Origin of the sequence: Kitasatospora sp. NPDC087314, assembly GCF_044744365.1 — a bacterium.
Classification (GTDB): domain Bacteria; phylum Actinomycetota; class Actinomycetes; order Streptomycetales; family Streptomycetaceae; genus Kitasatospora.
Map to the genome: position 1 here is coordinate 152273 of NZ_JBIUYE010000009.1, position 20572 is coordinate 172844.

Sequence of the window (20572 nt, forward strand, 5' to 3'; positions counted from 1 at the left end):
GAAGGACCTTGATGCATCGGAGGCCCGGAAAGGAACGATGGCGTTGAGGATGTCACAGCCCCTACCCAGCAAGGAATTTCACACTATCCAGATCATGGAAGCACGGCACCTTCGACTGGTCGAGACACCCGCTCCGCAGCTCTCCGTCGAGCATCAGTCGGCCAGGGACCACATTTGGGAGAACGCCGTCCGTGCCAACCCGTCCCTGTTCGACGGCCCAGCCGTGGTGTGCACGGCGCTGGTGTGGGAGGACAAGGGCGTGTTGTGCTTTTCCTGGGCGCGAACCACCTACCGGTCCTTCGCCTTGCGTCGAGTTCCCGGCGCGCCCGCCGTGTCGTCCGTGTTCGTGACCGTCGCGCAGCCGACCGACGATGGCCGGCTGGTCGTGGGACGCATGTCGCCATCGACGGCGGCCCCGGGCCGGTGGCAGTTCCCCGGCGGCAACGTAGAACCGCCGACCGCAGGCCGGACGCTGGACGAGAACGAGCTGCGCCGCCAGGCCTGCAAGGAACTGGCCGAGGAGATCGGCGTGCACGTGGCACCCGAGGATCTGACGCTGTGGACGGTCACGCGCGGCGAGCACGGCAACATCGGCGTGCACTTCCAGCCGCAGCCGCTGCCGGAGGACATCCTGCTCAGGCAGTTCGAGGCCCTGACCGAGTCGGAGACGGCGGACGGCCGCACGCCGGAATTTGAGCGGATCGTCGCCGTGGACTGCGCCGACGCCGGAAGGCTGGAGGGCCCGCACGCGGACTACCTGGAGACCCTCCTCGCCCAGCACAGCCCTCAGACCGCTGGGAGGTCCGATGATTGACCCCGGCCACGCCCCCGCGTGGGTCATCGAAGCCGCTCAAGAGCTGCGGTCGGCCGAACTGTCGGGCCTGGCCACGGTTCCCCTGTCGAGGGCTTATCCCGGCCTGACGCTGGAACAGGCATACCGGATCCAGGCGGTGGCGATCGGCCGCCGTCTGGCTGGCGGCGACCAACCTCTCGGGCACAAGATCGGCCTCACCTCACTGGCCATGCAGCAACAGATGGGTGTGAACGAGCCGGACTCCGGAATCCTTCTGGAAGACATGCAGGTCGCCTGCGGCGGCTACCTGCGCACGAGCACACTGCTCGCCCCGCGCGTCGAGGCGGAGATCGCTTTCCGGCTCGGCCACGACCTGGACGGCCCCGCCGTCGACGGCCAGACAGCCCGCGCCGCCGTGGCCGAAGTGTTCCTCGCACTCGAAATCATCGACACCCGATACGGGGACTGGGGGATCACGCTGGAGGACAGCGTGGCTGACAACGCCTCCGCCGCTCGCTTCGTCATCGGGGCGGCCGTACCCTACAACGCCGACATGGACCTCGGCGCCGCGTCCGTCGCGGTCCTGGCGAACGACGTGCTGACCGCCGACGGCCACGGCCGCGATGTCCTCGGCGACCCGATCAACGCCCTGGTATGGCTCGCACGCCGCCTGAACGGCCTCGGCGCAGGCCTGCACGCCGGAGACATCGTGTTGCCCGGCTCGGTCCACGCCAGTATCCCCCTGCGCCCCGGTACCACGGTTGAGGCGTCGTCGCCGCACCTTCCCGCCGCACGGTTCCGTGTCATCTGACCAGCCGTCTCCCGCACTCCCCACTCACCACTGTTCTGGAGCAACCGTGCCCGTGAACAACCGGCTCAACGTCGCCGTCCTCGGGGCCGGCCTGATCGGCATCGACCTGCTGGACAAGATCCACCGCTCACCCTCACTCGACTGCCGTCTCGTCGTCGGCCGCAACACCCAGACCGTCGGACTGACGCGAGCCGCCGAGATGGGCTACCCGACCACGGCCGGCGGCATCGCCGCGCTCATGGAGTCCGACACCGCCTTCGGCATGGTCTTCGAAGCCTCGAACGCCGACTCCCATGCCGAGCACTGGCGGCACCTGGAGCCCACCGGGGCCACGCTCGTGGACCTCACCCCGAGCAACCTCGGCGCGCTGACCGTCCCCACCGTCAACGGGGCCGACGCGCTGACCGAGCACCACATCAGCCTGATCAGCTGCGGCGGCCAGGCCGCCATTCCGGTCCTCCACGCCATCGCCCAACACCGCACACCCCACTACGTCGAGGTGGTCTCCACCGGCGCCAGCCGAAGCGCGGGCCGGGCGACCCGTCTGAACCTGGACGAGTACATCGCCACCACCCGGGACGCCGTGTGTGTCTTCACCGGCACGCCCCGGGCCAAGGTCCTCGTCAACGTCACGCCGGCCACGCCGCCGCCCCCGTTCCGCGTCACGATGACCGCGCTGGCCGCCGACATCGACCCGTACACCGTGCACCACCTGATCGCTGCTGCTGTCGACCGCGTCCAGGCCTACCTGCCCGGCTACAGCGTGGCCCGCATCGAGGCCTCCCCCGAGCGGGTCACCGCCACCGTCGAGGTCATCGCGCCCGGCCACCGCCTGCCTGCCTACGCCGGAAACCTGGAAATCATCAACGCGGCAGCGATCTACCTGGCCCGGATGCACGCCGACGCTCAGGTCTCCGAAGGAGCGCGCCCGTGATGACGAACCGCCCCCGCGTGGTGATCCACGACCCGACCCTGCGCGACGGCCACCATGCCGTACGCCACCAGCTCGACCGCGAACAGCTGGCCGCCTACGCCGCAGCCGCCGACCGAGCCGGGGTGCCCGTCATCGAGGTCGGCCACGGGAACGGCCTCGGAGCCTCGTCCCTGCAGATCGGCCTGGCCAAGCTGAGCGACACCGAGATGCTCGCCACCGTACGCGGAGTCCTCACCTCCGCCCGCATGGGCGTCTTCATGGGCCCCGGCTGGGGAACCAGCGACGACCTGCGTCTGGCCGTCAGCCACGGAGCCCAGGTCTTCCGCATCGCCGCGCACTGCACCGAAGCCGACGTCACCGAACGCCACCTCGGGTTCCTGGCCGAGGGGGGCCTGGAAGCCCAGGGCGTCCTGCTGATGAGCCACATGGCCACTACCGGCCAACTCGTCGAGCAGTGCGCGCTCATGGCGCGCTACGGCGCCAAGGCCGTCGGGATCTACGACTCCGCCGGCCACTATCTCCCGGCGGACGTGGCCGAGCGCATCACCGCGATCACCCAGGCCGTCACCGTCCCGGTGGTCTTCCACGGGCACAACAACCTCACCATGGCCACGGCGAACTCGATCGCCGCCGTCCAGGCCGGGGCGACGATCATCGACGCCTGCGCCCGCGGCTTCGGCGCCGGGGCCGGCAACACTCAGATCGAGGCCTTGGTGCCGGTCCTGGAACGCCTCGGCTACGCCACCGGCATCGACCCGCAGGACCTCTTCGCCGCCGCCGATCTCGCCGAACAGCAACTGATGAAAGCCCCGCCCTGCACTGACTCCGTGGCGGTGATGAGCGGCCAGGCCGGGGTGTTCTCCGGCTTCAAGGACCGCGTCCTCGACGTTGCCGCCCGCGAGGGCATCCATCCCGGCGTCCTGTTCGCCGAGCTCGGCCGCCGCCAGGCCGTCGCCGGTCAGGAAGACCTGATCCCGCAAGCCGCCATGTACCTCAAGGAGGAGACCGTGACCGACACCGCGCCGATGGAGATCGACCCCGGGCTGAAGGACATGCTGGTCCGCGAGCTGCGCGTGAATCCCGGAGCGATGGACCCGGGCGCGACGCTGGAGGCGCTCGGGCTGGACTCCCTCTCCGTGGTCGAGCTGTCCGTGATGCTGTCCGAGCACCTCGGCGTCCGGGTCACCGAGGACCAGATCCACGACGTGCGCACGCTGGCGGGCCTGAGCCGCTTCGTCCTGTCGCACCGTACGAGGTGACCGCGGTGACTACACCCCGCCTCGGACCGGTGTGGTTCATGACCCCCGGCACGCGCCCGGACCGGTACGCCGCTGCGACAACGTTCGGCGCCGACGTCGCCCTGGTGGACCTGGAGGACTCGGTCGCCCCAGACGCCAAGGAGCAAGCCCGGCAGGACGCCTGGAGATTCTTCGACCGCCCAGAGGCCGGGTCGTGCACGCTCGGCATCCGCGTCAACGCGCTCGGCACCCTGGACGGCGTGAAGGACCTCGCGGCCATCGCCGCCTACCGGCACCAACCCGCCGTCGTGCTGATCCCCAAGACCGAGTCTGCCCGGGACGTCGCCATGGTGGCCGGCATCCTCGACACCGTCGTCTACAACCCGTTCCTGTTCGCACTGATCGAGACCCCGCGCGCCATCGCAGACCTGCCCGCGATCGTGGCCGCGCCGCGCCTGGCCGGCGCGGTCTTCGGGTCCGCCGACTACGCCGCCCTACTCGGTACCGGCACGGCAACCAACTGGGAGCCGATGCTCCACGCCCGGCACACCGTGGCCAACGCCTGCTCCGCCGCCGGGCTCCTGGCCATCGACACCCCCTTCTTCGCCATCGACGACCCCGACGGCCTCAGGGAGGAGGCCCAACGGGCCAAGGCGATCGGTTTCCACGGCAAGGGCGCCATCCATCCGCGCCAGATCGCCACCATCACGGCCGTGTTCCAGCCCAGCGCGGCAGAGATCGCCGAGGCCCGCGCGATCGTCGCCGCCGCCGAGCACAGCGCCCGCCACATCACCTCCGTCAACGGGCAGATGCGTGGCAGGCCGTTCTTCGCCAAGGCCCGCGCGTTGCTCGACCGCCTCGGCGAGCAGACCGCCCAGGAGCAGCAGGCACGACAGGAGCAAGCGCGGTGAGTGTCACGATCCCCCTCGGCTTTCGGCAGGTCGGCAGGAATCGCATCCGCGAGGTCATCGGCATCGGCTACGACGACATCACCGAGGGCCTGGTCATCGAGCATCGCCCCGGCCGCACTGTCACTGACGCCGACAACGCCCTGATCACCACCCTCAGCGGCAACCAGGCGCCGATCCACACCGACGCCGTCTACGCCTCCCACACCGAGTGGGGCCGGATCCTGGTGTGCAGCGCCGTCACCCTGGCGATCGTGGGCGGTATGACCGCACGCTGTGTCAGCGGCCTGACGACTGCCAACCTCGGTATGGACGACGTGCGGTTCCTGAACCCGGTGTTCGTCGGGGACACCCTCTACGCCGAAACCGAGATCACCAGCAAGCGCCCCTCACTCAGCCGCCCGCACCAGGGCGTCGTCACCTGCCGCACCACCGGCGTGAACCAGGGCCAGCAACCGGTGCTCACCTTCAGCCGAGCGTTTCTCGTGCCGATCGACCCCGGCCCGATCCGGGCCCTCACCAACTACTAGGAGGCCGCCGCACCGTGGACGACGACATCTCCTTCATCGAGGCCGACGACGGGCTGATCGCGGAGTACGACGCGATGGCCGAACGCAGCTACGGCCACACCATCGGCGACATCGCGCACCTGCGCGGCCGCGCGGACATCCGGGTCGCGATCCAGGCCGGCAACGTCGTGGCCGGCGGACTCGGGCTCCTCGTCCCGCAGTTCTTCGGAGGTGCCCCGGTGCCCAGTGCATGCCTCGCCGCGGGCAGCGTCGCTCCTGAGGCCCGCGGCGGCCGACTGTCCGAGCGGATGGTCGCCGAACGGCTACGCCCGCTCCGCGCGCAGGGCGCGGTGATCTCCACCATCTCCACGGTCTCCAACGGCTACGCCCGCCGCATGGGCTGGCAGGCCCCCGTGTCAGTGTTCTCCTGGACAATGCGCACCGACGAGCTCAAACGCAGCTTCGCCGCCGGGGGCTTCCGCATCGAGCACGGTCTCACCAAGGACGCCCTGGGCCTTCAGCAGGAACTTGCCCGGCCCTGGAACGGGCCTGTGCGGCGCCCCAACTGGTGGTCGGCCTGGAAGGCGGCCAAGGACCGTCTCACCACCTACCGCTTCAACCAGCCCGATCAGCCAACCGCCGGCTGGTTGTCCCTCTCGACCAGCCGCCGCGACCAGCACGGCGTGGACCTCACCGTCCACGACTTCTGGGCTTCCAACGAGGACTGCGCCGCTGCGATGCTCGCTTTCCTCGGCCGACACGACAGCCGTGCCGAAACCATCCAGTTCCGCCGAGGCACCCTGCCGCCGTACCCGGTGCTACTGCACAACCTCCACCGGCACCGCGTCACCGCCGACGCCTGGCACCCGTGGATGCTGCGGGTCCTCGACCTGCAAGGTGCGATTCGGCTGCGTGGTTGGCCAGCGGACATCGACGTTGAGATCCCCGTCGAAATCGCCACGGCCGGCAGCACAGCGCCGCGCCGCTACCTGCTCCGGATCTGCGCCGGGTCCGCCGACATCACCCCCACCCGAGATCAAGGACATGTGACATTCACCGACGGCCAGTTCGCGGCCTGGTACGCCGGGGGCTACCGCAGTCCCGCTGCAGCCCGGCTGTCTGGCGTCCGAGCCCGCACGGACGATTCCCTCGTGGCGCTCCTGCGGCTCACCGCCGATGCGGAGCCCTGGCTGCCCGACCACTTCTGACCCACAGTCATATGCACTGCTCTGGCGCCGGATGCCACAAAAGGCCTCACGCTGCGTCAAGTGCCGTGATACGTTCCGTACTCGAACAGAAAATAGGCGACCCCGGCAGCGCGCCAACGCTCCGGGGTCCGGCAACAGGAGCAGACCTCCCGATGCGCGTCCATCGTAGCGCCCACGTGCGCAACTTCACCGTGCTGCCCAACGCCGCACTCCAGTACCGGCGGCTGAGCTACACCGCCCGCGGCCTGCTCGCGGATCTCCTCTCCCGTCCCGACGGCTGGCGTGAGGACGGCCGGCACATGGCCGACACGAGTCCGCAGGGGCGCGGCGCCATCCGCAAGGCCCTCAAGGAGCTCACCGCCGCCGGTTTCTACCGCGTCGAGAAGATCCGCATGCCCGACGGCACGATCCGCAGCGAGGCCCACGTCTACGACACCCCACGGCCTTCCACTCCGAGTGCCACCCCTCCGGCGCCCGGTGAAGCGGCAACCGGCGCTGCTGGCAGCCCTGTTGTAAAGAACCGGCAGGAAGGAACCTCCCTCCCCGCGAATCCGGCCGACGGGAAAGACCCGGGCGGAGGGGAGGGAACTCCCGGGAACGCCAGGAGGCCAACTGCCGTGCCGGATGAACAGGTCCGCGAAGCAGTGGCCACCCTGTTCCGCGTGATCCGGCCCGAACCCCGCCTGCGCCTGGGCCAGGCCGAAACGCAGGAGCTGGCGCCCCTGGTCGCGCAGTGGCTGGAACGCGGCAGCACCCAGGCCGACTTGGCCCAGGCCCTGCTGCCGGGCTTGCCCGTCCCGGTGCACTCGGCGGCGGCCGTACTCCGCTACCGCCTGGAGCACAAGATGCCTCCCTCACGCTCGCAGGAGCGGCCCCCGGAAGCCCGCTACTCCGAGTGCGCCAAGTGCCACGACCCGGTACCCCGGCCGGGCATCTGCCGCGCCTGCGCGGGCCTCGGAAGACGAACTGTCGCGGTCGGGGGCGGGGCTTCCGTGGCGGCCAGAGGTGCCGCACGCGCACGCGCAGCCCTCCTGTCGGCTGGGGCGCCGTTCCCCGGCTCTCGCCCCGGCGAGGCCATCGCCCGCTGAGGCGCAGATACCGCAGATACACCGCTGCCGCGCGAACCCTTCCCCCGAAGGGAGGATCGCGCGGCAGCGGGTTGACCGAAAAGCCGTCCGTCAGACGTTGAAGCCGAGTGCGCGGAGCTGCTCGCGGCCGTCGTCGGTGATCTTGTCGGGGCCCCACGGCGGCATCCAGACCCAGTTGATGCGCAGGTCCTGGACCAGGCCGTCGGTGGCGGTCTTGGCCTGGTCCTCGATGACGTCGGTCAGCGGACAGGCCGCCGAGGTGAGCGTCATGTCGATGGTGGCCACGTCGGACTCGTCGATGTGGATGCCGTAGATCAGGCCCAGGTTGACGACGTCGATGCCAAGTTCGGGGTCGACGACGTCCATCAGGGCCTCGGTCAGGTCCTCGACGGACACGGTGCCGGCGGTGGTGCCGACGATGTTGAGCTGGCCGGTGTCCTCCGCGGCGGGGGACGCGGCGTCGGTGGTGTTGTCACTCATGGTCTGTCCTCCTTCGCGGATTCAGTCGTTCACGGCGGGGTTCTGGGCGAGCGCCTTGGCGGTGGCGTCCTTCCAGGCCATCCAGCTGAGCAGCGCGCACTTGACCCGGGCCGGGTACTTGGAGACGCCGGCGAACGCGACCGCGTCCTCCAGCACCTCCTCGTCGCCCTCGCCCTGGCCCTTGCTCTGCATCAGCTCCAGGAAGGCTTCCTGGACGGCCTGCGCCTCGCCGACGGTCTTGCCCACGACCAGGTCGTTCAGCACCGAGGCGCTCGCCTGGCTGATCGAGCAGCCCTGGGACTCGTACGAGACGTCGGCGACCGTCGGGCCGTCGAGCCGCACCCGCAGGGTGATCTCGTCACCGCAGGTCGGGTTGACGTGGTGCACCTCGGCGTCGCCGTCCCGCAGCCCCTTGCCGTGGGGGTTGCGGTAGTGGTCCAGGATGATGTCCTGGTACATCGAGTCGAGCTTCATGTCCTGCCCTGTCCCGTCAGCCGAAGAAGTTCCGGACGTGGTGCAGGCCGTCGATCAGCGCGTCGACCTCGCCCGGCGTCGAGTACAGGTAGAACGACGCCCGCGTGGTCGCCGGAATTCCGTACCGCAGGCAGACCGGCCGCGCGCAGTGGTGGCCGACGCGCACCGCGATGCCCTGCTCGTCCAGCACCTGGCCCACGTCGTGCGGGTGGATGTCGCCGAGGGTGAAGGAGATCGCGGCGCCGCGGTCGACGGCCGTGCGCGGGCCGATGATCCGCAGGTCCGGGACCTCCAGCAGGCGCTCGACCGCGTACGCGGTGATCGCGTGCTCGTGCGCGGCGATCTTCTCCATGCCGATGCCCGACAGGTAGTCGATGGCCGCGCCGAGCCCGACCGCCTGGGCGATCGGCGGGGTGCCGGCCTCGAACTTGTGCGGCGCCGGGGCGTAGGTGGACGAACCCATGGTGACGGTCTCGATCATCTCGCCGCCGCCGAGGAACGGCGGGAGGTCCTCCAGCAGCTCCTGGCGGCCCCAGAGCACGCCGATGCCGGTCGGGGCGAGCATCTTGTGGCCGGTGAAGGCGACGAAGTCGGCCTCCAGCGCCTGGACGTCCAGCACCATGTGCGGGGCGGCCTGCGAGGCGTCGATGACGACCAGCGCGCCGACCGACTGGGCCTTGCGGACGATCGTCTCGACCGGGTTGACGGTGCCGAGCAGGTTGGAGACCAGGGTGAAGGACACCACCTTGGTCTTCTCGGTGATCAGCTCGTCGATGTTCGAGAGGTCGAGCCGGCCCTCGTCGGTCAGCCCGAACCACTTCAGCTTCGCGCCGGTGCGCTGCGACAGCAGCTGCCACGGGACGATGTTGGAGTGGTGCTCCATCTCCGTGATGACGATCTCGGAGTCCGCGTCCACCCGGTACGGCTCGTCGGCCCAACCGAGCATGTTGGCCACGAGGTTGAGCGACTCGGAGGCGTTCTTGGTGAAGATCACCTCGTTGCGGCTGGGCGCGTTGATGAAGTCCGCGACCTTGTCCCGGGCGCCCTCGTAGAGCGCCGTGGCCTCCTCGGCGAGCACGTGCACGCCGCGGTGGACGTTGGCGTTGTGCCGCTCGTAGTAGGCGGTCAGCGCCTCCAGTACCTGGCGCGGCTTCTGCGAGGTGGCCGCGTTGTCCAGGTAGACGAGCGGCTTGTCGTCGTGCAGCAGGCGCTGCAGGACGGGAAAGTCCTTGCGAATCGCATCGGTGTCGAGCAGACCCGTCAGGGACGCCGACTCATGGGCATGGGTCACTCGGAAGCGCCACCCTTCACGTACGCCTCGTAGCCCTCGTTCTCCAGCTTGTCGGCCAGCTCCGCGCCGCCGGACTCGACGATGCGGCCGCCCGCGAAGACGTGGACGTAGTCGGGCTTGATGTACCGCAGGATGCGGGTGTAGTGGGTCACCAGCAGGGTGCCGACCTCGCCGGTCGAGCGGACCCGGTTGATGCCCTCGGAGACGATCCGCAGCGCGTCGACGTCCAGGCCGGAGTCGGTCTCGTCGAGGATCGCGATCTTCGGCTTGAGGAGCTCCAGCTGGAGGATCTCGTGGCGCTTCTTCTCACCGCCGGAGAAGCCCTCGTTCACGTTGCGCTCGGCGAAGGCCGGGTCCATCTGGAGGGCGGCCATCGCCTCCTTGACCTCCTTCACCCACAGGCGCAGCTTGGGGGCCTCGCCGCGGACGGCGGTGGCGGCGGTGCGCAGGAAGTTGCTCACCGAGACGCCCGGGACCTCGACCGGGTACTGCATGGCCAGGAAGACGCCGGCCTTGGCACGCTCGTCGACGGACATCTCCAGGACGTCCTCGCCGTCCAGCAGCACCGTACCGCCGGTGACGGTGTACTTGGGGTGGCCGGCCAGCGAGTAGGCGAGGGTGGACTTGCCGGAGCCGTTCGGACCCATGATGGCGTGGGTCTCGCCCTGCTTCACGGTCAGGTCGACGCCCTTCAGGATCTCGCGCGGGCCGGTCTCGGCGTCGACGGAGACGTGCAGGTCGTGGATTTCAAGGGTTGCCATGTGTACTCAGGACTCCTGGTTGACGGAGACGAGCACATCGTCCCCTTCGATCTTTACGGGGTAGACAGCGACCGGCTTGGTGGCGGGCAGGCCGGAGGGCTTGCCGGTGCGCAGGTCGAAGCTGGAGCCGTGCAGCCAGCACTCGATCATGCAGTCCTCGACCTCGCCCTCGGAGAGCGAGACGTTCGCGTGCGAGCAGATGTCGTTGATCGCGAACACCCCCTCGTCGGTGCGGACGATCGAGACCGGCACGCCGTTGAGGTCCACGCGCTTGGGGACGTCCTCCTGGAGGTCGCTCAGCGCGCAGGCACGGAGGAAGGTCATCGGGATCAGACCGCCGCTTCCAGCTCGGCCTCGATCTTCTCCATCAGGTGGTCCTGGATCTCGGCGACGCCGATCTGCTGGACCAGCTCGGCGAAGAAGCCGCGCACCACCAGGCGGCGGGCCTCGTCGGCCGGGATGCCGCGGGCCTGCAGGTAGAAGAGCTGCTCGTCGTCGAAGCGGCCGGTCGCGGAGGCGTGGCCGGCGCCGACGATCTCGCCGGTCTCGATCTCCAGGTTCGGGATCGAGTCGACCCGGGCGCCGTCGGTGAGCACCAGGTTGCGGTTGTGCTCGTAGGTGTCGGTGCCCTCGGCGGCGGCGCGGATCAGCACGTCGCCGACCCAGACGGCGTGCGCGTCCTGGCCCTGCAGCGCGCCCTTGTAGACCACGTTGGAGCGGCAGTGCGGGGTGTCGTGGTCGATGACCAGACGGTGCTCCAGGTGCTGGCCGGCGTCGGCGAAATAGAGGCCGAACAGCTCGGCCTCGCCGCCGGGCGCGGCGTAGTTGACCCGCGGGTGGATCCGGACCAGGTCGCCGCCGAAGCTGACGACCACGGACTTGAACGAGGCGTCCCGGCCGATCAGCGCGGTCTGCTGGGCGACGTGCACCGCGTCACGCTCCCAGTCCTGGACCGAGACGAAGGTGAGCTTCGCGCCGTCGCCGACCAGCAGCTCGACATTGGCGGCGCGGGTGCCGGTGCCGGTGTGGTTGATCACCACGACGGCCTCGGCGAACGGCTTGACGTCGATCACCACGTGGGCGAAGCGGGTGCCGCCCTCGCCGTGCACGTCGATCTTCACCGGCTCGGTGAGCACCGTCTCCTTGGGGACGGTGACCACGAGCGCCTGCTCGAAGGCGCTGAACGCCTGCGCGGCGACCCGGTCGACCGGCGTGCCGGCCTTGCCCAGGCGGGCGTCGTCGCGGCCGACCGTCTCGGCGGTGACGCCGTCCGGCAGGCTCAGCTCGACCTTGTCCTCGCCCTTGGCGGCGCTGACGGCCGAGCCGTCGTGCAGGCCGGCGAGGCGGTGCAGCGGGGTGAAGCGCCAGTCCTCCTCGCGGCCGGTGGGCACCGGGAAGTCGTTCACGTCGAACGAGGGCTTGACCGCGACGCGGGCGTCGATCGGCTGCTGGACGGTGGCGCGGCCGGTGCCGGGGCCGGCGAGCTGCGCGCCGGCGCCGGCAGTGCCGACCTCGATCGAACCGGCGGTCGTGGAGCCGGTGGGGGTGTTGACGTCAGCCATGGCTGTCGTGGTGCTCTCTTCCTCAAAAGTGCGGACTGGACTGCGTGCGGCCGTTCGTCAGCCGACGGAGCCCTCCATCTGCAGCTCGATCAGCCGGTTCAGCTCCAGCGCGTACTCCATCGGCAGCTCGCGCGCGATCGGCTCGACGAAGCCGCGGACGATCATCGCCATCGCCTCGAACTCGGTCATGCCCCGGCTCATCAGGTAGAAGAGCTGGTCCTCGCTGACCTTGGAGACCGTCGCCTCGTGACCCATCGACACGTCGTCCTCGCGGACGTCCACGTACGGGTAGGTGTCCGAGCGGGAGATGGTGTCGACCAGCAGGGCGTCGCAGAGCACGTTGGACTTGGCGCCCTTGGAGCCCTCGCCGATCTCGATCAGACCGCGGTAGGAGGTGCGGCCGCCGCCTCGCGCCACCGACTTGGAGACGATGTTGGAGGAGGTGTTCGGCGCCATGTGCACCATCTTGGCGCCGGCGTCCTGGTGCTGGCCCTCGCCGGCGAAGGCGATCGACAGGGTCTCGCCCTTGGCGTGCTCGCCCATCAGGTAGACGGCCGGGTACTTCATGGTCACCTTGGAGCCGATGTTGCCGTCGACCCACTCCATGGTCGCGCCCTCGTACGCCACGGCGCGCTTGGTGACCAGGTTGTAGACGTTGTTCGACCAGTTCTGGATGGTCGTGTAGCGGCAGCGGCCGCCCTTCTTCACGATGATCTCCACGACCGCGGAGTGCAGCGAGTCGGAGGAGTAGATCGGCGCGGTGCAGCCCTCGACGTAGTGGACGTAGGCGTCCTCGTCGACGATGATCAGCGTCCGCTCGAACTGGCCCATGTTCTCGGTGTTGATCCGGAAGTAGGCCTGGAGCGGGATGTCGACGTGGACACCCTTCGGCACGTAGATGAACGAGCCGCCGGACCACACGGCGGTGTTCAGCGCGGCGAACTTGTTGTCACCGGCCGGGATGACGGTGCCGAAGTACTCCTTGAAGATCTCCGGGTGCTCACGCAGCGCGGTGTCGGTGTCCAGGAAGATGACACCCTGCTGCTCCAGGTCCTCGCGGATCTGGTGGTAGACCACCTCGGACTCGTACTGCGCCGCGACACCGGCGACCAGGCGCTGCTTCTCCGCCTCCGGGATGCCGAGCTTGTCGTACGTCGCCTTGATGTCGGCGGGCAGGTCCTCCCAGGACTCGGCCTGCTTCTCGGTCGACCGGACGAAGTACTTGATGTTGTCGAAGTCGATGCCCGAGAGGTCCGAGCCCCAGGTCGGCATGGGCTTCTTGCCGAACAGCTTCAGGCCCTTGAGACGCAGGTTGAGCATCCACTCGGACTCGCTCTTCTTCGCGGAGATGTCGCGGACGACGTCTTCGCTGAGCCCGCGCTTGGCGGTGGCACCGGCGGTGTCCGGGTCCGCCCAGCCGTACTCGTAGGTGCCCAGGCCTTCGAGCTCCGGGTGCGAAACGGTGTCAGTCATGCGAGCTTCCTAACGCGCGGACGCTGAATCTTCGGTGGACGTACCGGCAGTCGGCACTGCATCGGAGCCCTGGCCGGCGGGGCGCCGGGCAGGCGACGATGCGGCACCGGGTGCCGGCACATAGGTCGTGCAGACCCCGTCGCCGTGGGCGATGGTGGCCAGCCGTTGCACATGGGTGCCCAGGAGTTGCGAGAAGACCTCGGTCTCCGCCTCGCAGAGCTGGGGGAACTGCTCGGCGATGTGCGCGACCGGGCAGTGGTGCTGGCAGAGCTGGGCGCCTGCCGGGGCCTTCGCCACGGCCGGCGGGACCCGCCGCACCGTGGCAGCGTACCCGTCGGCGCTCAGCGCCTGGGCGAGCGCCTCGGTGCGCTCCCCCGCCTCGGCCAGCCGCAGGATTTCCAGGTACTTCTCGCCCTGCTTGCCGAACCGGGCCCGGGCGAAGGCGGCGACCGCCTCCTCGCCCGCCTTGCCGCCGCCGACCGAGTCGGAGATCCAGCGCAGCGCATCGGCGGCGAGCTGGTCGTACGCCTGGTAGAAGGCGTCCCGGCCGCCGTCGGTGAGGGCGAAGACCTTGGCCGGACGGCCCCGGCCGCGGCTGCCGTAGACCCGCTGTTCACGGGACTCGACCAGGCCTGCGGCGGCCAGCCCGTCGAGGTGGCGGCGGACGGCGGCGGCGGTGAGGCCGAGCCGGCTCGCCAGGTCGGCGGCGGAGGAGGGGCCGTGGTCGAGGATCGACCGGGCGACCCGGTCCCGGGTGGCCCGGTGGCCCTCCAGCAGCACCTCGGCCGCCGTCACGGGCACGTCACAACCGGGGGCCGACTCGGCCTCCTGGTCCGTGGCGTGCTCGCGCATGTTTTTCACAACACCAGTGTTGCGTAATTACTTCCGACAGGACAAGCCGTGATGCAGGCCTCACTCGTGTCATCTGTCACGCAGGCAAGCCTTACCTGACCTGCGGAAACGATCACCGAGGCCGCCGTCCGGGCCGGGCGTTCGCCCCTCTTAGACTCGCCGGTATGCACTCCGAACCCGCGGTGAAGATCGCCGGGCTGGTCAAGCGCTACGGCGACAAGCCCGCGGTGGACGGCCTCGACCTCACCATCGCACGCGGCGCGATCACCGCCGTCCTCGGCCCCAACGGCGCCGGCAAGACCACCACCATCGAGACCTGCGAGGGCTACCGCCGCCCCGACGCCGGCACCGTCCGCGTCCTCGGCCTCGACCCGGTCGCCCAGAACGCCGCGCTGCGCCCCCGGATCGGCGTCATGCTGCAGTCCGGCGGCGTGTACGCGGGCGCGCGCGCCGTCGAGATGCTGCGCCACACCGCCCGGCTGCACGCCCACCCGCTGAACGTCGACGCGCTGGTCGAACGACTCGGCCTCGGCTCCTGCGGCCGCACCACCTACCGACGGTTGTCCGGCGGCCAGCAGCAGCGGCTCGCCCTGGCCATGGCCGTGGTCGGCCGCCCCGAGCTGGTCTTCCTGGACGAGCCCACCGCCGGCCTCGACCCGCAGGCCCGGCGGGCGACCTGGGAGCTGGTCCGCGACCTGCGCCGGGACGGCGTCACGGTGGTCGTCACCACCCACCACATGGACGAGGCCGAACAGCTCGCCGACCAGGTCGCCATCGTCGACCGGGGCCGGGTGATCGCGACCGGCAGCCCCGAGGAGCTGTGCCGCGGCGGCGCCGAGAACGCCCTGTGCTTCGACGGCCCGCCCGGGCTCGACCTCGGCCCGCTGCTCATGGAGCTGCCCGAGGGCGCCACCGCCGCCGAGACCTCCCCCGGCGGCTACCGCATCGAGGCGCCCGTCGACCCGCAGCTGGTGGCCACCGTCACCGGCTGGTGCGCGGCCTCCGGCATCCTGCCCGAACGGCTGTCCGTGCGGCGCCGCAGCCTCGAAGACGTCTTCCTCGACCTGACCGGACGGGACCTGCGCTCGTGAGTACCACCGACTACGCGCCCGAGCCGGACGCCACCGACTACACCCCCGAGCCGGGCGCCGCCCCGGTCGGCCGGATGCTGCTCGCCCAGACCGCCTTCGAGACCAGGATGCTGCTGCGCAACGGTGAGCAGCTGCTGCTCACCGTGGTCATCCCGACCGTGCTGCTGGTGCTGTTCTCGGCCGTGGACATCGTCGCGGTCGAGGGCCCGGGCAAGCGGGTCGACTTCCTGGCCCCCGGCCTGCTCGCGCTGGCCGTGATGTCCACCGCCTTCACCGGGCAGGCCATCGCCACCGGCTTCGAGCGCCGCTACGGCGTGCTGAAGCGGCTCGGCGCCAGCCCGCTCCCGCGCTGGACGCTGCTGACCGCCAAGACCGGCTGCGTGCTGGTCACCGAGGCGCTGCAGGTCGCGCTGCTGTCGGTGATCGCGCTGGCGCTCGGCTGGTCCCCGCAGGGCAACCCGCTGACGGTCGCCGCGCTGCTGGTCCTCGGCACCGCCGCCTTCTCCGGGCTCGGCCTGCTGATGGCCGGCACGCTCAAGGCGGAGGCCACCCTGGCCGCCGCGAACCTGGTGTTCATCCTGCTGCTGCTGGCCGGCGGCGTGATCGTGCCGCTGAGCAGGTTCCCCTCGGCGGTGCAGTCGGCGCTGGAGCTGCTGCCGATCTCCGCCCTCTCGGACGGCCTGCGGTCGGTCCTGCAGCACGGGGCCTCGGTGCCCTGGTCGGACCTCGGCATCCTGGCCGGCTGGGCCGTCCTCGGCCTGGCCGCCGCAGCCCGCTTCTTCCGCTGGGAGTAGGCCTCCCAGCCCCCGTAACGCGAACCGCCCCCCGGCCACTTCGGCCGGGGGGCGGTTCGCGTGTGCCACGGAACGTCAGCTCTGGTTTCCCCGGCGCTTGCGGGCCAGCAGGACGAGCGCGCCGCCGACCAGCAGCACGCCGCCGCCGGCCGCCGCGATCATCGGGGTGGCGTCGCTGCTACCGGTCTGGGCGAGCGCCGGGCCGCTGCTGGTGGGCGACGGGACCGGGGTCGGGGTCGCGGTCTTGCTCGCGGTGGGCGAGGCCGACGGGGTCGGGGTGGCCGACGGGGTCGGAGTCGGCGTCACGGTCCGCGACGGGGTCGGGGTCGGGGTGGGGGTGGGCGTCGAAGTCGGGGTCGGAGTCGGGGTGGGCGTCGGGGTGGGAGTGGGCGTCGGAGTCGGCGTGTGGCACGGCTCGATCGCCTTGGTCTCGTTGATGTTCCAGCCCTTTTCGTTGGGGTTCTCCGTGGTGTTCACCACGAGGTTCGCCTTGATCGGGGCCGTGTGGTCCTTCACCGGGAAGGTGCCGTGGAACTCCGCGGGGAAGGCCTTGGCGTCCAGGACCTTCTCGCCGTCGATGGTGAGGCTGACGGTGTTCTTCACGTCAGGCTTGGGGCTGTAGTTGATCAGATCGATCACGATCTTGTCGCAGGTCACCGACCAACTCGGCACGTGCGCCGAGGCGTTGGTTGCCAGCGCCAGAGGCAGGAGAATTCCGGCCGCCGCCGTCCCGGCGAGTGCCGCCGCGCCGATCCGCATGTGCCGCTGCTGTCGCGCCATTTACGCTGTTCCCCTTCGAATGGTCTTGCGCAGCAGGCGTGTTGAAGGTTTCGCGGTGGCCCGCTACGACTGTCCGGGGGACTCTACCGGCACTCCCGCACCTCTCCACACCCCGCCGCACGACCGGATTTCGTCTGTTGGTCCGTCGCCTGATGTGTATGACCAGCCCATCACAGCCGCCACCTCGCAGAACGCGGATTCGGCAAACTTGAATGAACTTCGTCACCTGACTGAAAAACGTGCGCCCCCGGCGATCAGGTTCAATCACCGAGGGCGCAGCACCGGTCGACCGGCGAAACCGTCAGGCCTTCCGGACCGCCCGACGCCGGACAGCGACCACGATCGCGCCACCGGCCGCGAGCACCACCGCGCCGCCGATCGCCAGCGGCACCACGGGCCCGGAGCCGGTGTGCGCGAGGTTGCCGCCCGCGTTCACCTGGGCGGACGGGCTCGCCGAGGGCGAGGCGGAGGCGGAGGCGGCCGGCACACCCGCCGAGCCGGTGGCCGACGGACTGGCGGAGGCACCCGTGCCGGGCTTGCCACTCCCCGAGGCGGACGGCGTGGCCGAGGGGCTCGCCGAGGTCCCGGGGGTGGCCGAGGCGCCGGGCGTCCCGGGCGTGGTGGGCGTGATGGAGGCCGACGGCGTGCCGCTCGGCAGCACCGGCGGCACGGTGGACGTGGCGGACGGCGTCGGGACGACGGCCGGCAGGCACCCGGTGAAGGGGTAGTGGTGCGTTTCCGCGCCACCCTTTCCGGTCAGCGAGGCGGCGATCACCGAGCCGTTGACCGGGCCGCCGCTGCCGAGGTCGAAGGCGGCGTTCGGCGCCAGCACGGTGCCGGCCCAGGCGGCGGCGCCGTTCTTGACCACCTTGGTCGCGGTCGAGAAGTTCCAGAGCAGCTTGGCCCGGATCGCCCCGCCCGCCGCGCTCTGCAGCTTGTCGTCCAGGACGAACGACGCCTTGCCCTCGTCCCACAGGTGGAAGCCGGTGGTCCCGGCCGCCGCCATGTCATAGGAGCCGCCGGTCACGTTGACCACGGTGACCGAGCCGGCCGGCACCTTGAGGTAGACGTCCTTGGCGCCCTGCAGCTTCGCGGCGTCGACGGTGAAGCTGTTGTACTTCGCGTCCCCGCCGGTGAACGTCAGCTTGGCGCCCTCGGCCTGGACGCCGGCACCGGCGGTCTGCGGCGCGGCGGCCAGCGCGGTGGAGGCGGCGCGCAGCTTGGCGAACTCGGCCTTGAAGTCGATCGGCGAGGGGCCCTGGGCGACGGCGCCCTGGTGGGCCTGGACGACCGCGCCCTCGGCCTTGCCGCCGTAGACGCCGTTGCCCTTCATCACCTGGGTGTTGTGGCCGGCGATGCGGCCGGCCACGACCAGGGCGTTGTGGCCGGGCAGCGCCGCGACCTGGTCGGCGGTCAGTTCCTGGCCGACCGAGAAGCCGCCGGTGAAGTCGGCGTTCCCGCCCACCGCGACAGCGCCCTCGGCGTCTGGGGTGTGGGTGTCGTCGCCCTCGATGAACTCGCCGTAGAGGTTGGCGACCCCGAGGCTGCGGCACTCCTGGCCGGGGTCGGCGGCGTGGGCGGTGGGGGCGATCAGGCCGGCCAGTGCGAGCGAGCCGCCGACTGCGAGCGCGGCGGCGGACGTGGATATGCGCATGTGCAGGATCTCCGCTTACGTGCGGGAGGAGTGGGAGAGGCCCGAAAAAGGTATGGACCAATCCGCACTCTTTCGGCCGAGCGGGTGATTGGTCAAGACCATTGACCGCCTTGCCCGAACAGTCCGGTTTGCGCCCACCCGATCCCGGGTAACCGTCGCGCCCGCGCCCCGCCCCAAGATCGGCTGTAAGGGCGCCTACGATTGACCCCGTGCCTAACCCCTTCTCCCTGCTCGCCGACCGCTGGCAGCCGTCCGCCGCGATGGTCCGGCGCGCCGCGTTCGCCGCGCTGGTGATGAGCGTGGTGATCGTCGTCACCGGCGGCGCCGTCCGCCTCACCGCCTCCGGCCTCGGCTGTACCACCTGGCCCCGCTGCACCGACGAAAGCCTGACGCCCACGGCCGAGATGGGCTTCCACGGCGTCATCGAGTTCACCAACCGGATGCTCACCTACGTGCTGAGCGCCGCCGTCGGCTGGGCGATCCTGGCCGCCCGCTGCCACCGTCCGTGGCGGCGCAGCATGACCAAGCTCGGCTGGGCGCAGTTCTGGCTGGTGATGAGCAACGCCGTGCTCGGCGGCATCACCGTGCTGACCGGCCTCAACCCGTACACCGTCGCGCTGCACATGGTCGCCGCGATGGCCCTGGTCTGGGTAGCGCTGCTGATGTGGGAGCGCAGCAAGGAGGGCGACGGCCCGGCCAAGCTCTCCGTGGCCCGACCGATCCACCAGCTCTCGTACGTCCTGGTCACCGTGATCGGCCTGCTGGTCGCGGCCGGCACCCTGGTGACCGGCGCCGGCCACCACCCGGGCACCCCCAAGGACAACAAGATCGTCCCGCGGATCCCGATCGACTACGACCGCCTCGCCCAGTTCCACGCCGACTTCGCCTTCGTCTCGGTCGGCCTGGCCATCGCGGTGATCTTCGTCTTCGCCGCCGTCAAGGCCCCGCAGCCCGCCCGCGCCCGGGCCAAGGAACTACTCGCCGTCCTGCTACTGCAGGGCGTGCTCGGCTTCATCCAGTACTTCACCGACGCCCCCGAGCTGATGGTCGGCATCCACATGCTGTTCGCCGCGCTGACCTGGATCGCCGCCCTGCGCATCCCGCTCGCCCTGCGCGTACGGGAGACCGAAGCACCCCCCGAGCAGCTGCCCGCGCAGACCCCACAAGCTGCCACCGTCTGAACACAGGCCCGACGTACGGCGAAGGCCCCCATCCCGCGATGGGGGCCTTCGCCGTACGCCAAGGAGTCACATCGGCCGAAGGGCTATCGCAACGTGAAACGGCGGCTCCGGGTCGCGTCCATCGATGATCAGCTCCAACATGGTCGTTTACTTCGACTAACCGAGCGGCACCTGGGCAAACGACTGCCGCTTGTTCACCCACCCCCAAGGGGGACCTTCCTTGTCACAGTACGTGTCGGCCGTCGTGGGTTCGGATACTCGGTGTTGTATCGCCCCGAAGCGCGTCCAGGACGCGTACGGCGTAGACCTCGGCCATGCGGTCGGAGACCTCGGCCGGCGTGAGCCAGTCGACCTCGACCGACTCATCCGAAGGCCGCTCGGCACCGCCCTCCGGTGTGCAGCGGAAAACGAGGGCGACGATCCCTCGACTTACGTTCTTGTACACGCCGGTCAGCCGTTCCATGCCGACCTTGATCCCGGTCTCCTCGTAGACCTCGCGTCGGACGCCGTCCTCAATGGCTTCACCCAGCTCCAGCACGCCACCCGGGGGTTCCCAAGTCCCGTTGTCGGCCCGGCGAATCGCCAGTACCCGACCGTCCTCCCGCACCACCACCCCGGCGACGGACACCGAGTGGAGCGGCGTTGACTGGAACTTCCCGGCACTGTTACTCATGTGCAGGAGAATAGGAG

The 20572-nt window shown here is 70.2% G+C and carries 22 protein-coding genes and 1 pseudogene; 12 read left to right on the top strand and 11 right to left on the bottom strand.

What is annotated here, in order from left to right:
• The first annotated feature begins 94 nt into the window (after window positions 1-94).
• The 9 genes and pseudogenes from ACIO5E_RS20955 (at window position 95) to ACIO5E_RS20995 (ending at window position 7489) form a co-directional block, all read left to right on the top strand.
• Window positions 95-814 carry an NUDIX hydrolase gene (locus tag ACIO5E_RS20955; protein WP_400669887.1) on the top strand — a complete coding sequence of 240 codons (720 nt, stop codon included), beginning with the start codon at window positions 95-97 and terminating at the stop codon, window positions 812-814.
• Window positions 807-1604 (top strand): 2-keto-4-pentenoate hydratase, encoded by a 798-nt coding sequence (locus ACIO5E_RS20960; protein ID WP_400669889.1) that lies wholly within the window; start codon window positions 807-809, stop codon window positions 1602-1604. Before ACIO5E_RS20955 ends, ACIO5E_RS20960 begins: the two co-directional genes overlap by 8 nt.
• 46 nt (window positions 1605-1650) lie before the next feature.
• A complete protein-coding gene (locus ACIO5E_RS20965; RefSeq protein ID WP_400669892.1) occupies window positions 1651-2538 on the top strand; it encodes an acetylating acetaldehyde dehydrogenase in 888 nt (295 codons plus the stop codon).
• Window positions 2538-3533: pseudogene (dmpG, locus tag ACIO5E_RS20970) on the top strand (4-hydroxy-2-oxovalerate aldolase); the annotation flags it as partial. The gene ACIO5E_RS20965 and the pseudogene dmpG, both read left to right, overlap by 1 nt.
• Window positions 3534-3590: 57 nt before the next feature.
• Window positions 3591-3797: an acyl carrier protein gene (locus ACIO5E_RS20975; protein WP_400670342.1), complete on the top strand. Its 207-nt coding sequence runs from the start codon at window positions 3591-3593 to the stop codon at window positions 3795-3797.
• A gap of 5 nt (window positions 3798-3802) precedes the next feature.
• Window positions 3803-4687 carry an HpcH/HpaI aldolase/citrate lyase family protein gene (locus tag ACIO5E_RS20980; RefSeq protein WP_400669894.1) on the top strand — a complete coding sequence of 295 codons (885 nt, stop codon included), beginning with the start codon at window positions 3803-3805 and terminating at the stop codon, window positions 4685-4687.
• Window positions 4684-5214 carry a MaoC family dehydratase gene (locus ACIO5E_RS20985; RefSeq protein WP_400669896.1) on the top strand — a complete coding sequence of 177 codons (531 nt, stop codon included), beginning with the start codon at window positions 4684-4686 and terminating at the stop codon, window positions 5212-5214. The genes ACIO5E_RS20980 and ACIO5E_RS20985 overlap by 4 nt, the downstream gene beginning before the upstream one ends.
• Window positions 5215-5228: 14 nt before the next feature.
• Window positions 5229-6401, top strand: coding sequence for an enhanced intracellular survival protein Eis (eis, locus tag ACIO5E_RS20990; RefSeq protein WP_400669899.1), 1173 nt, complete (start codon window positions 5229-5231; stop codon window positions 6399-6401).
• Between the two features lie 176 nt (window positions 6402-6577).
• On the top strand, window positions 6578-7489 hold the full coding sequence (locus ACIO5E_RS20995) for a hypothetical protein (RefSeq protein ID WP_400669902.1): 912 nt from the start codon (window positions 6578-6580) through the stop codon (window positions 7487-7489).
• A gap of 90 nt (window positions 7490-7579) precedes the next feature.
• On the opposite strand, the gene ACIO5E_RS21000 is transcribed toward ACIO5E_RS20995, so the two are convergent.
• The 8 genes from ACIO5E_RS21000 to ACIO5E_RS21035 are packed head-to-tail and all read right to left on the bottom strand — an operon-like array spanning window position 7580 to window position 14382.
• Window positions 7580-7969, bottom strand: coding sequence for a metal-sulfur cluster assembly factor (locus ACIO5E_RS21000; RefSeq protein ID WP_400669905.1), 390 nt, complete (start codon window positions 7967-7969; stop codon window positions 7580-7582).
• Between the two features lie 21 nt (window positions 7970-7990).
• Complete coding sequence (gene sufU, locus ACIO5E_RS21005) at window positions 7991-8443, bottom strand: Fe-S cluster assembly sulfur transfer protein SufU (RefSeq protein ID WP_400669907.1); 453 nt, start codon at window positions 8441-8443, stop codon at window positions 7991-7993.
• 16 nt (window positions 8444-8459) lie between these two features.
• Window positions 8460-9707: a cysteine desulfurase gene (locus tag ACIO5E_RS21010; RefSeq protein WP_400670345.1), complete on the bottom strand. Its 1248-nt coding sequence runs from the start codon at window positions 9705-9707 to the stop codon at window positions 8460-8462.
• A gap of 23 nt (window positions 9708-9730) precedes the next feature.
• Window positions 9731-10495, bottom strand: a complete 765-nt coding sequence (gene sufC, locus ACIO5E_RS21015) for a Fe-S cluster assembly ATPase SufC (protein ID WP_400669910.1) — start codon at window positions 10493-10495, stop codon at window positions 9731-9733.
• A gap of 6 nt (window positions 10496-10501) precedes the next feature.
• A complete protein-coding gene (locus ACIO5E_RS21020) occupies window positions 10502-10819 on the bottom strand; it encodes a bifunctional 3-phenylpropionate/cinnamic acid dioxygenase ferredoxin subunit (protein ID WP_280678046.1) in 318 nt (105 codons plus the stop codon).
• Between the two features lie 5 nt (window positions 10820-10824).
• Complete coding sequence (gene sufD, locus ACIO5E_RS21025) at window positions 10825-12057, bottom strand: Fe-S cluster assembly protein SufD (protein WP_400669913.1); 1233 nt, start codon at window positions 12055-12057, stop codon at window positions 10825-10827.
• Window positions 12058-12114: 57 nt separating this feature from the next.
• Window positions 12115-13530, bottom strand: a complete 1416-nt coding sequence (sufB, locus tag ACIO5E_RS21030; protein WP_280678042.1) for a Fe-S cluster assembly protein SufB — start codon at window positions 13528-13530, stop codon at window positions 12115-12117.
• A 9-nt stretch (window positions 13531-13539) separates the two neighbouring features.
• Window positions 13540-14382 carry a helix-turn-helix transcriptional regulator gene (locus tag ACIO5E_RS21035; protein ID WP_400669916.1) on the bottom strand — a complete coding sequence of 281 codons (843 nt, stop codon included), beginning with the start codon at window positions 14380-14382 and terminating at the stop codon, window positions 13540-13542.
• 164 nt (window positions 14383-14546) lie between these two features.
• Between ACIO5E_RS21035 and ACIO5E_RS21040 the strand changes: the two genes are divergently transcribed.
• Window positions 14547-15473, top strand: coding sequence for an ABC transporter ATP-binding protein (locus ACIO5E_RS21040; protein WP_400669919.1), 927 nt, complete (start codon window positions 14547-14549; stop codon window positions 15471-15473).
• A gap of 74 nt (window positions 15474-15547) precedes the next feature.
• Window positions 15548-16267: an ABC transporter permease gene (locus tag ACIO5E_RS21045; protein ID WP_400670347.1), complete on the top strand. Its 720-nt coding sequence runs from the start codon at window positions 15548-15550 to the stop codon at window positions 16265-16267.
• 75 nt (window positions 16268-16342) lie between these two features.
• Here ACIO5E_RS21045 and ACIO5E_RS21050 read toward each other — a convergent pair whose 3' ends face one another.
• Together ACIO5E_RS21050 and ACIO5E_RS21055 are read right to left on the bottom strand one after the other, a co-directional pair.
• A complete protein-coding gene (locus ACIO5E_RS21050) occupies window positions 16343-17047 on the bottom strand; it encodes an LAETG motif-containing sortase-dependent surface protein (protein WP_400669922.1) in 705 nt (234 codons plus the stop codon).
• A gap of 301 nt (window positions 17048-17348) precedes the next feature.
• The gene (locus ACIO5E_RS21055; RefSeq protein ID WP_400669925.1) at window positions 17349-18701 is read right to left on the bottom strand and encodes a choice-of-anchor A family protein; all 1353 of its coding nucleotides are present in this window, start codon (window positions 18699-18701) and stop codon (window positions 17349-17351) included.
• 209 nt (window positions 18702-18910) lie between these two features.
• Between ACIO5E_RS21055 and ACIO5E_RS21060 the strand changes: the two genes are divergently transcribed.
• Window positions 18911-19882: a heme A synthase gene (locus tag ACIO5E_RS21060; protein ID WP_400669927.1), complete on the top strand. Its 972-nt coding sequence runs from the start codon at window positions 18911-18913 to the stop codon at window positions 19880-19882.
• Window positions 19883-20105: 223 nt separating this feature from the next.
• Here the strand turns inward: ACIO5E_RS21060 and ACIO5E_RS21065 are convergent, their stop codons facing one another.
• Complete coding sequence (locus ACIO5E_RS21065) at window positions 20106-20567, bottom strand: NUDIX hydrolase (RefSeq protein ID WP_400670349.1); 462 nt, start codon at window positions 20565-20567, stop codon at window positions 20106-20108.
• Window positions 20568-20572 lie beyond the last annotated feature (5 nt).

Bases quoted from the DNA above. Each gene is read 5' to 3' on its own strand.
- ACIO5E_RS20955 (WP_400669887.1), top strand. From the start codon at position 95: ATGGAAGCACGGCACCTTCGACTGGTCGAGACACCCGCTCCGCAGCTC.
- ACIO5E_RS20960 (WP_400669889.1), top strand. From the start codon at position 807: ATGATTGACCCCGGCCACGCCCCCGCGTGGGTCATCGAAGCCGCTCAA.
- ACIO5E_RS20975 (WP_400670342.1), top strand. From the start codon at position 3,591: ATGCTGGTCCGCGAGCTGCGCGTGAATCCCGGAGCGATGGACCCGGGC.
- ACIO5E_RS21000 (WP_400669905.1), bottom strand. From the start codon at position 7,969: ATGAGTGACAACACCACCGACGCCGCGTCCCCCGCCGCGGAGGACACC.
- sufU (WP_400669907.1), bottom strand. From the start codon at position 8,443: ATGAAGCTCGACTCGATGTACCAGGACATCATCCTGGACCACTACCGC.
- sufC (WP_400669910.1), bottom strand. From the start codon at position 10,495: ATGGCAACCCTTGAAATCCACGACCTGCACGTCTCCGTCGACGCCGAG.
- ACIO5E_RS21020 (WP_280678046.1), bottom strand. From the start codon at position 10,819: ATGACCTTCCTCCGTGCCTGCGCGCTGAGCGACCTCCAGGAGGACGTC.
- sufD (WP_400669913.1), bottom strand. From the start codon at position 12,057: ATGGCTGACGTCAACACCCCCACCGGCTCCACGACCGCCGGTTCGATC.
- sufB (WP_280678042.1), bottom strand. From the start codon at position 13,530: ATGACTGACACCGTTTCGCACCCGGAGCTCGAAGGCCTGGGCACCTAC.
- ACIO5E_RS21035 (WP_400669916.1), bottom strand. From the start codon at position 14,382: ATGCGCGAGCACGCCACGGACCAGGAGGCCGAGTCGGCCCCCGGTTGT.
- ACIO5E_RS21040 (WP_400669919.1), top strand. From the start codon at position 14,547: ATGCACTCCGAACCCGCGGTGAAGATCGCCGGGCTGGTCAAGCGCTAC.
- ACIO5E_RS21045 (WP_400670347.1), top strand. From the start codon at position 15,548: ATGCTGCTCGCCCAGACCGCCTTCGAGACCAGGATGCTGCTGCGCAAC.
- ACIO5E_RS21050 (WP_400669922.1), bottom strand. From the start codon at position 17,047: ATGGCGCGACAGCAGCGGCACATGCGGATCGGCGCGGCGGCACTCGCC.
- ACIO5E_RS21055 (WP_400669925.1), bottom strand. From the start codon at position 18,701: ATGCGCATATCCACGTCCGCCGCCGCGCTCGCAGTCGGCGGCTCGCTC.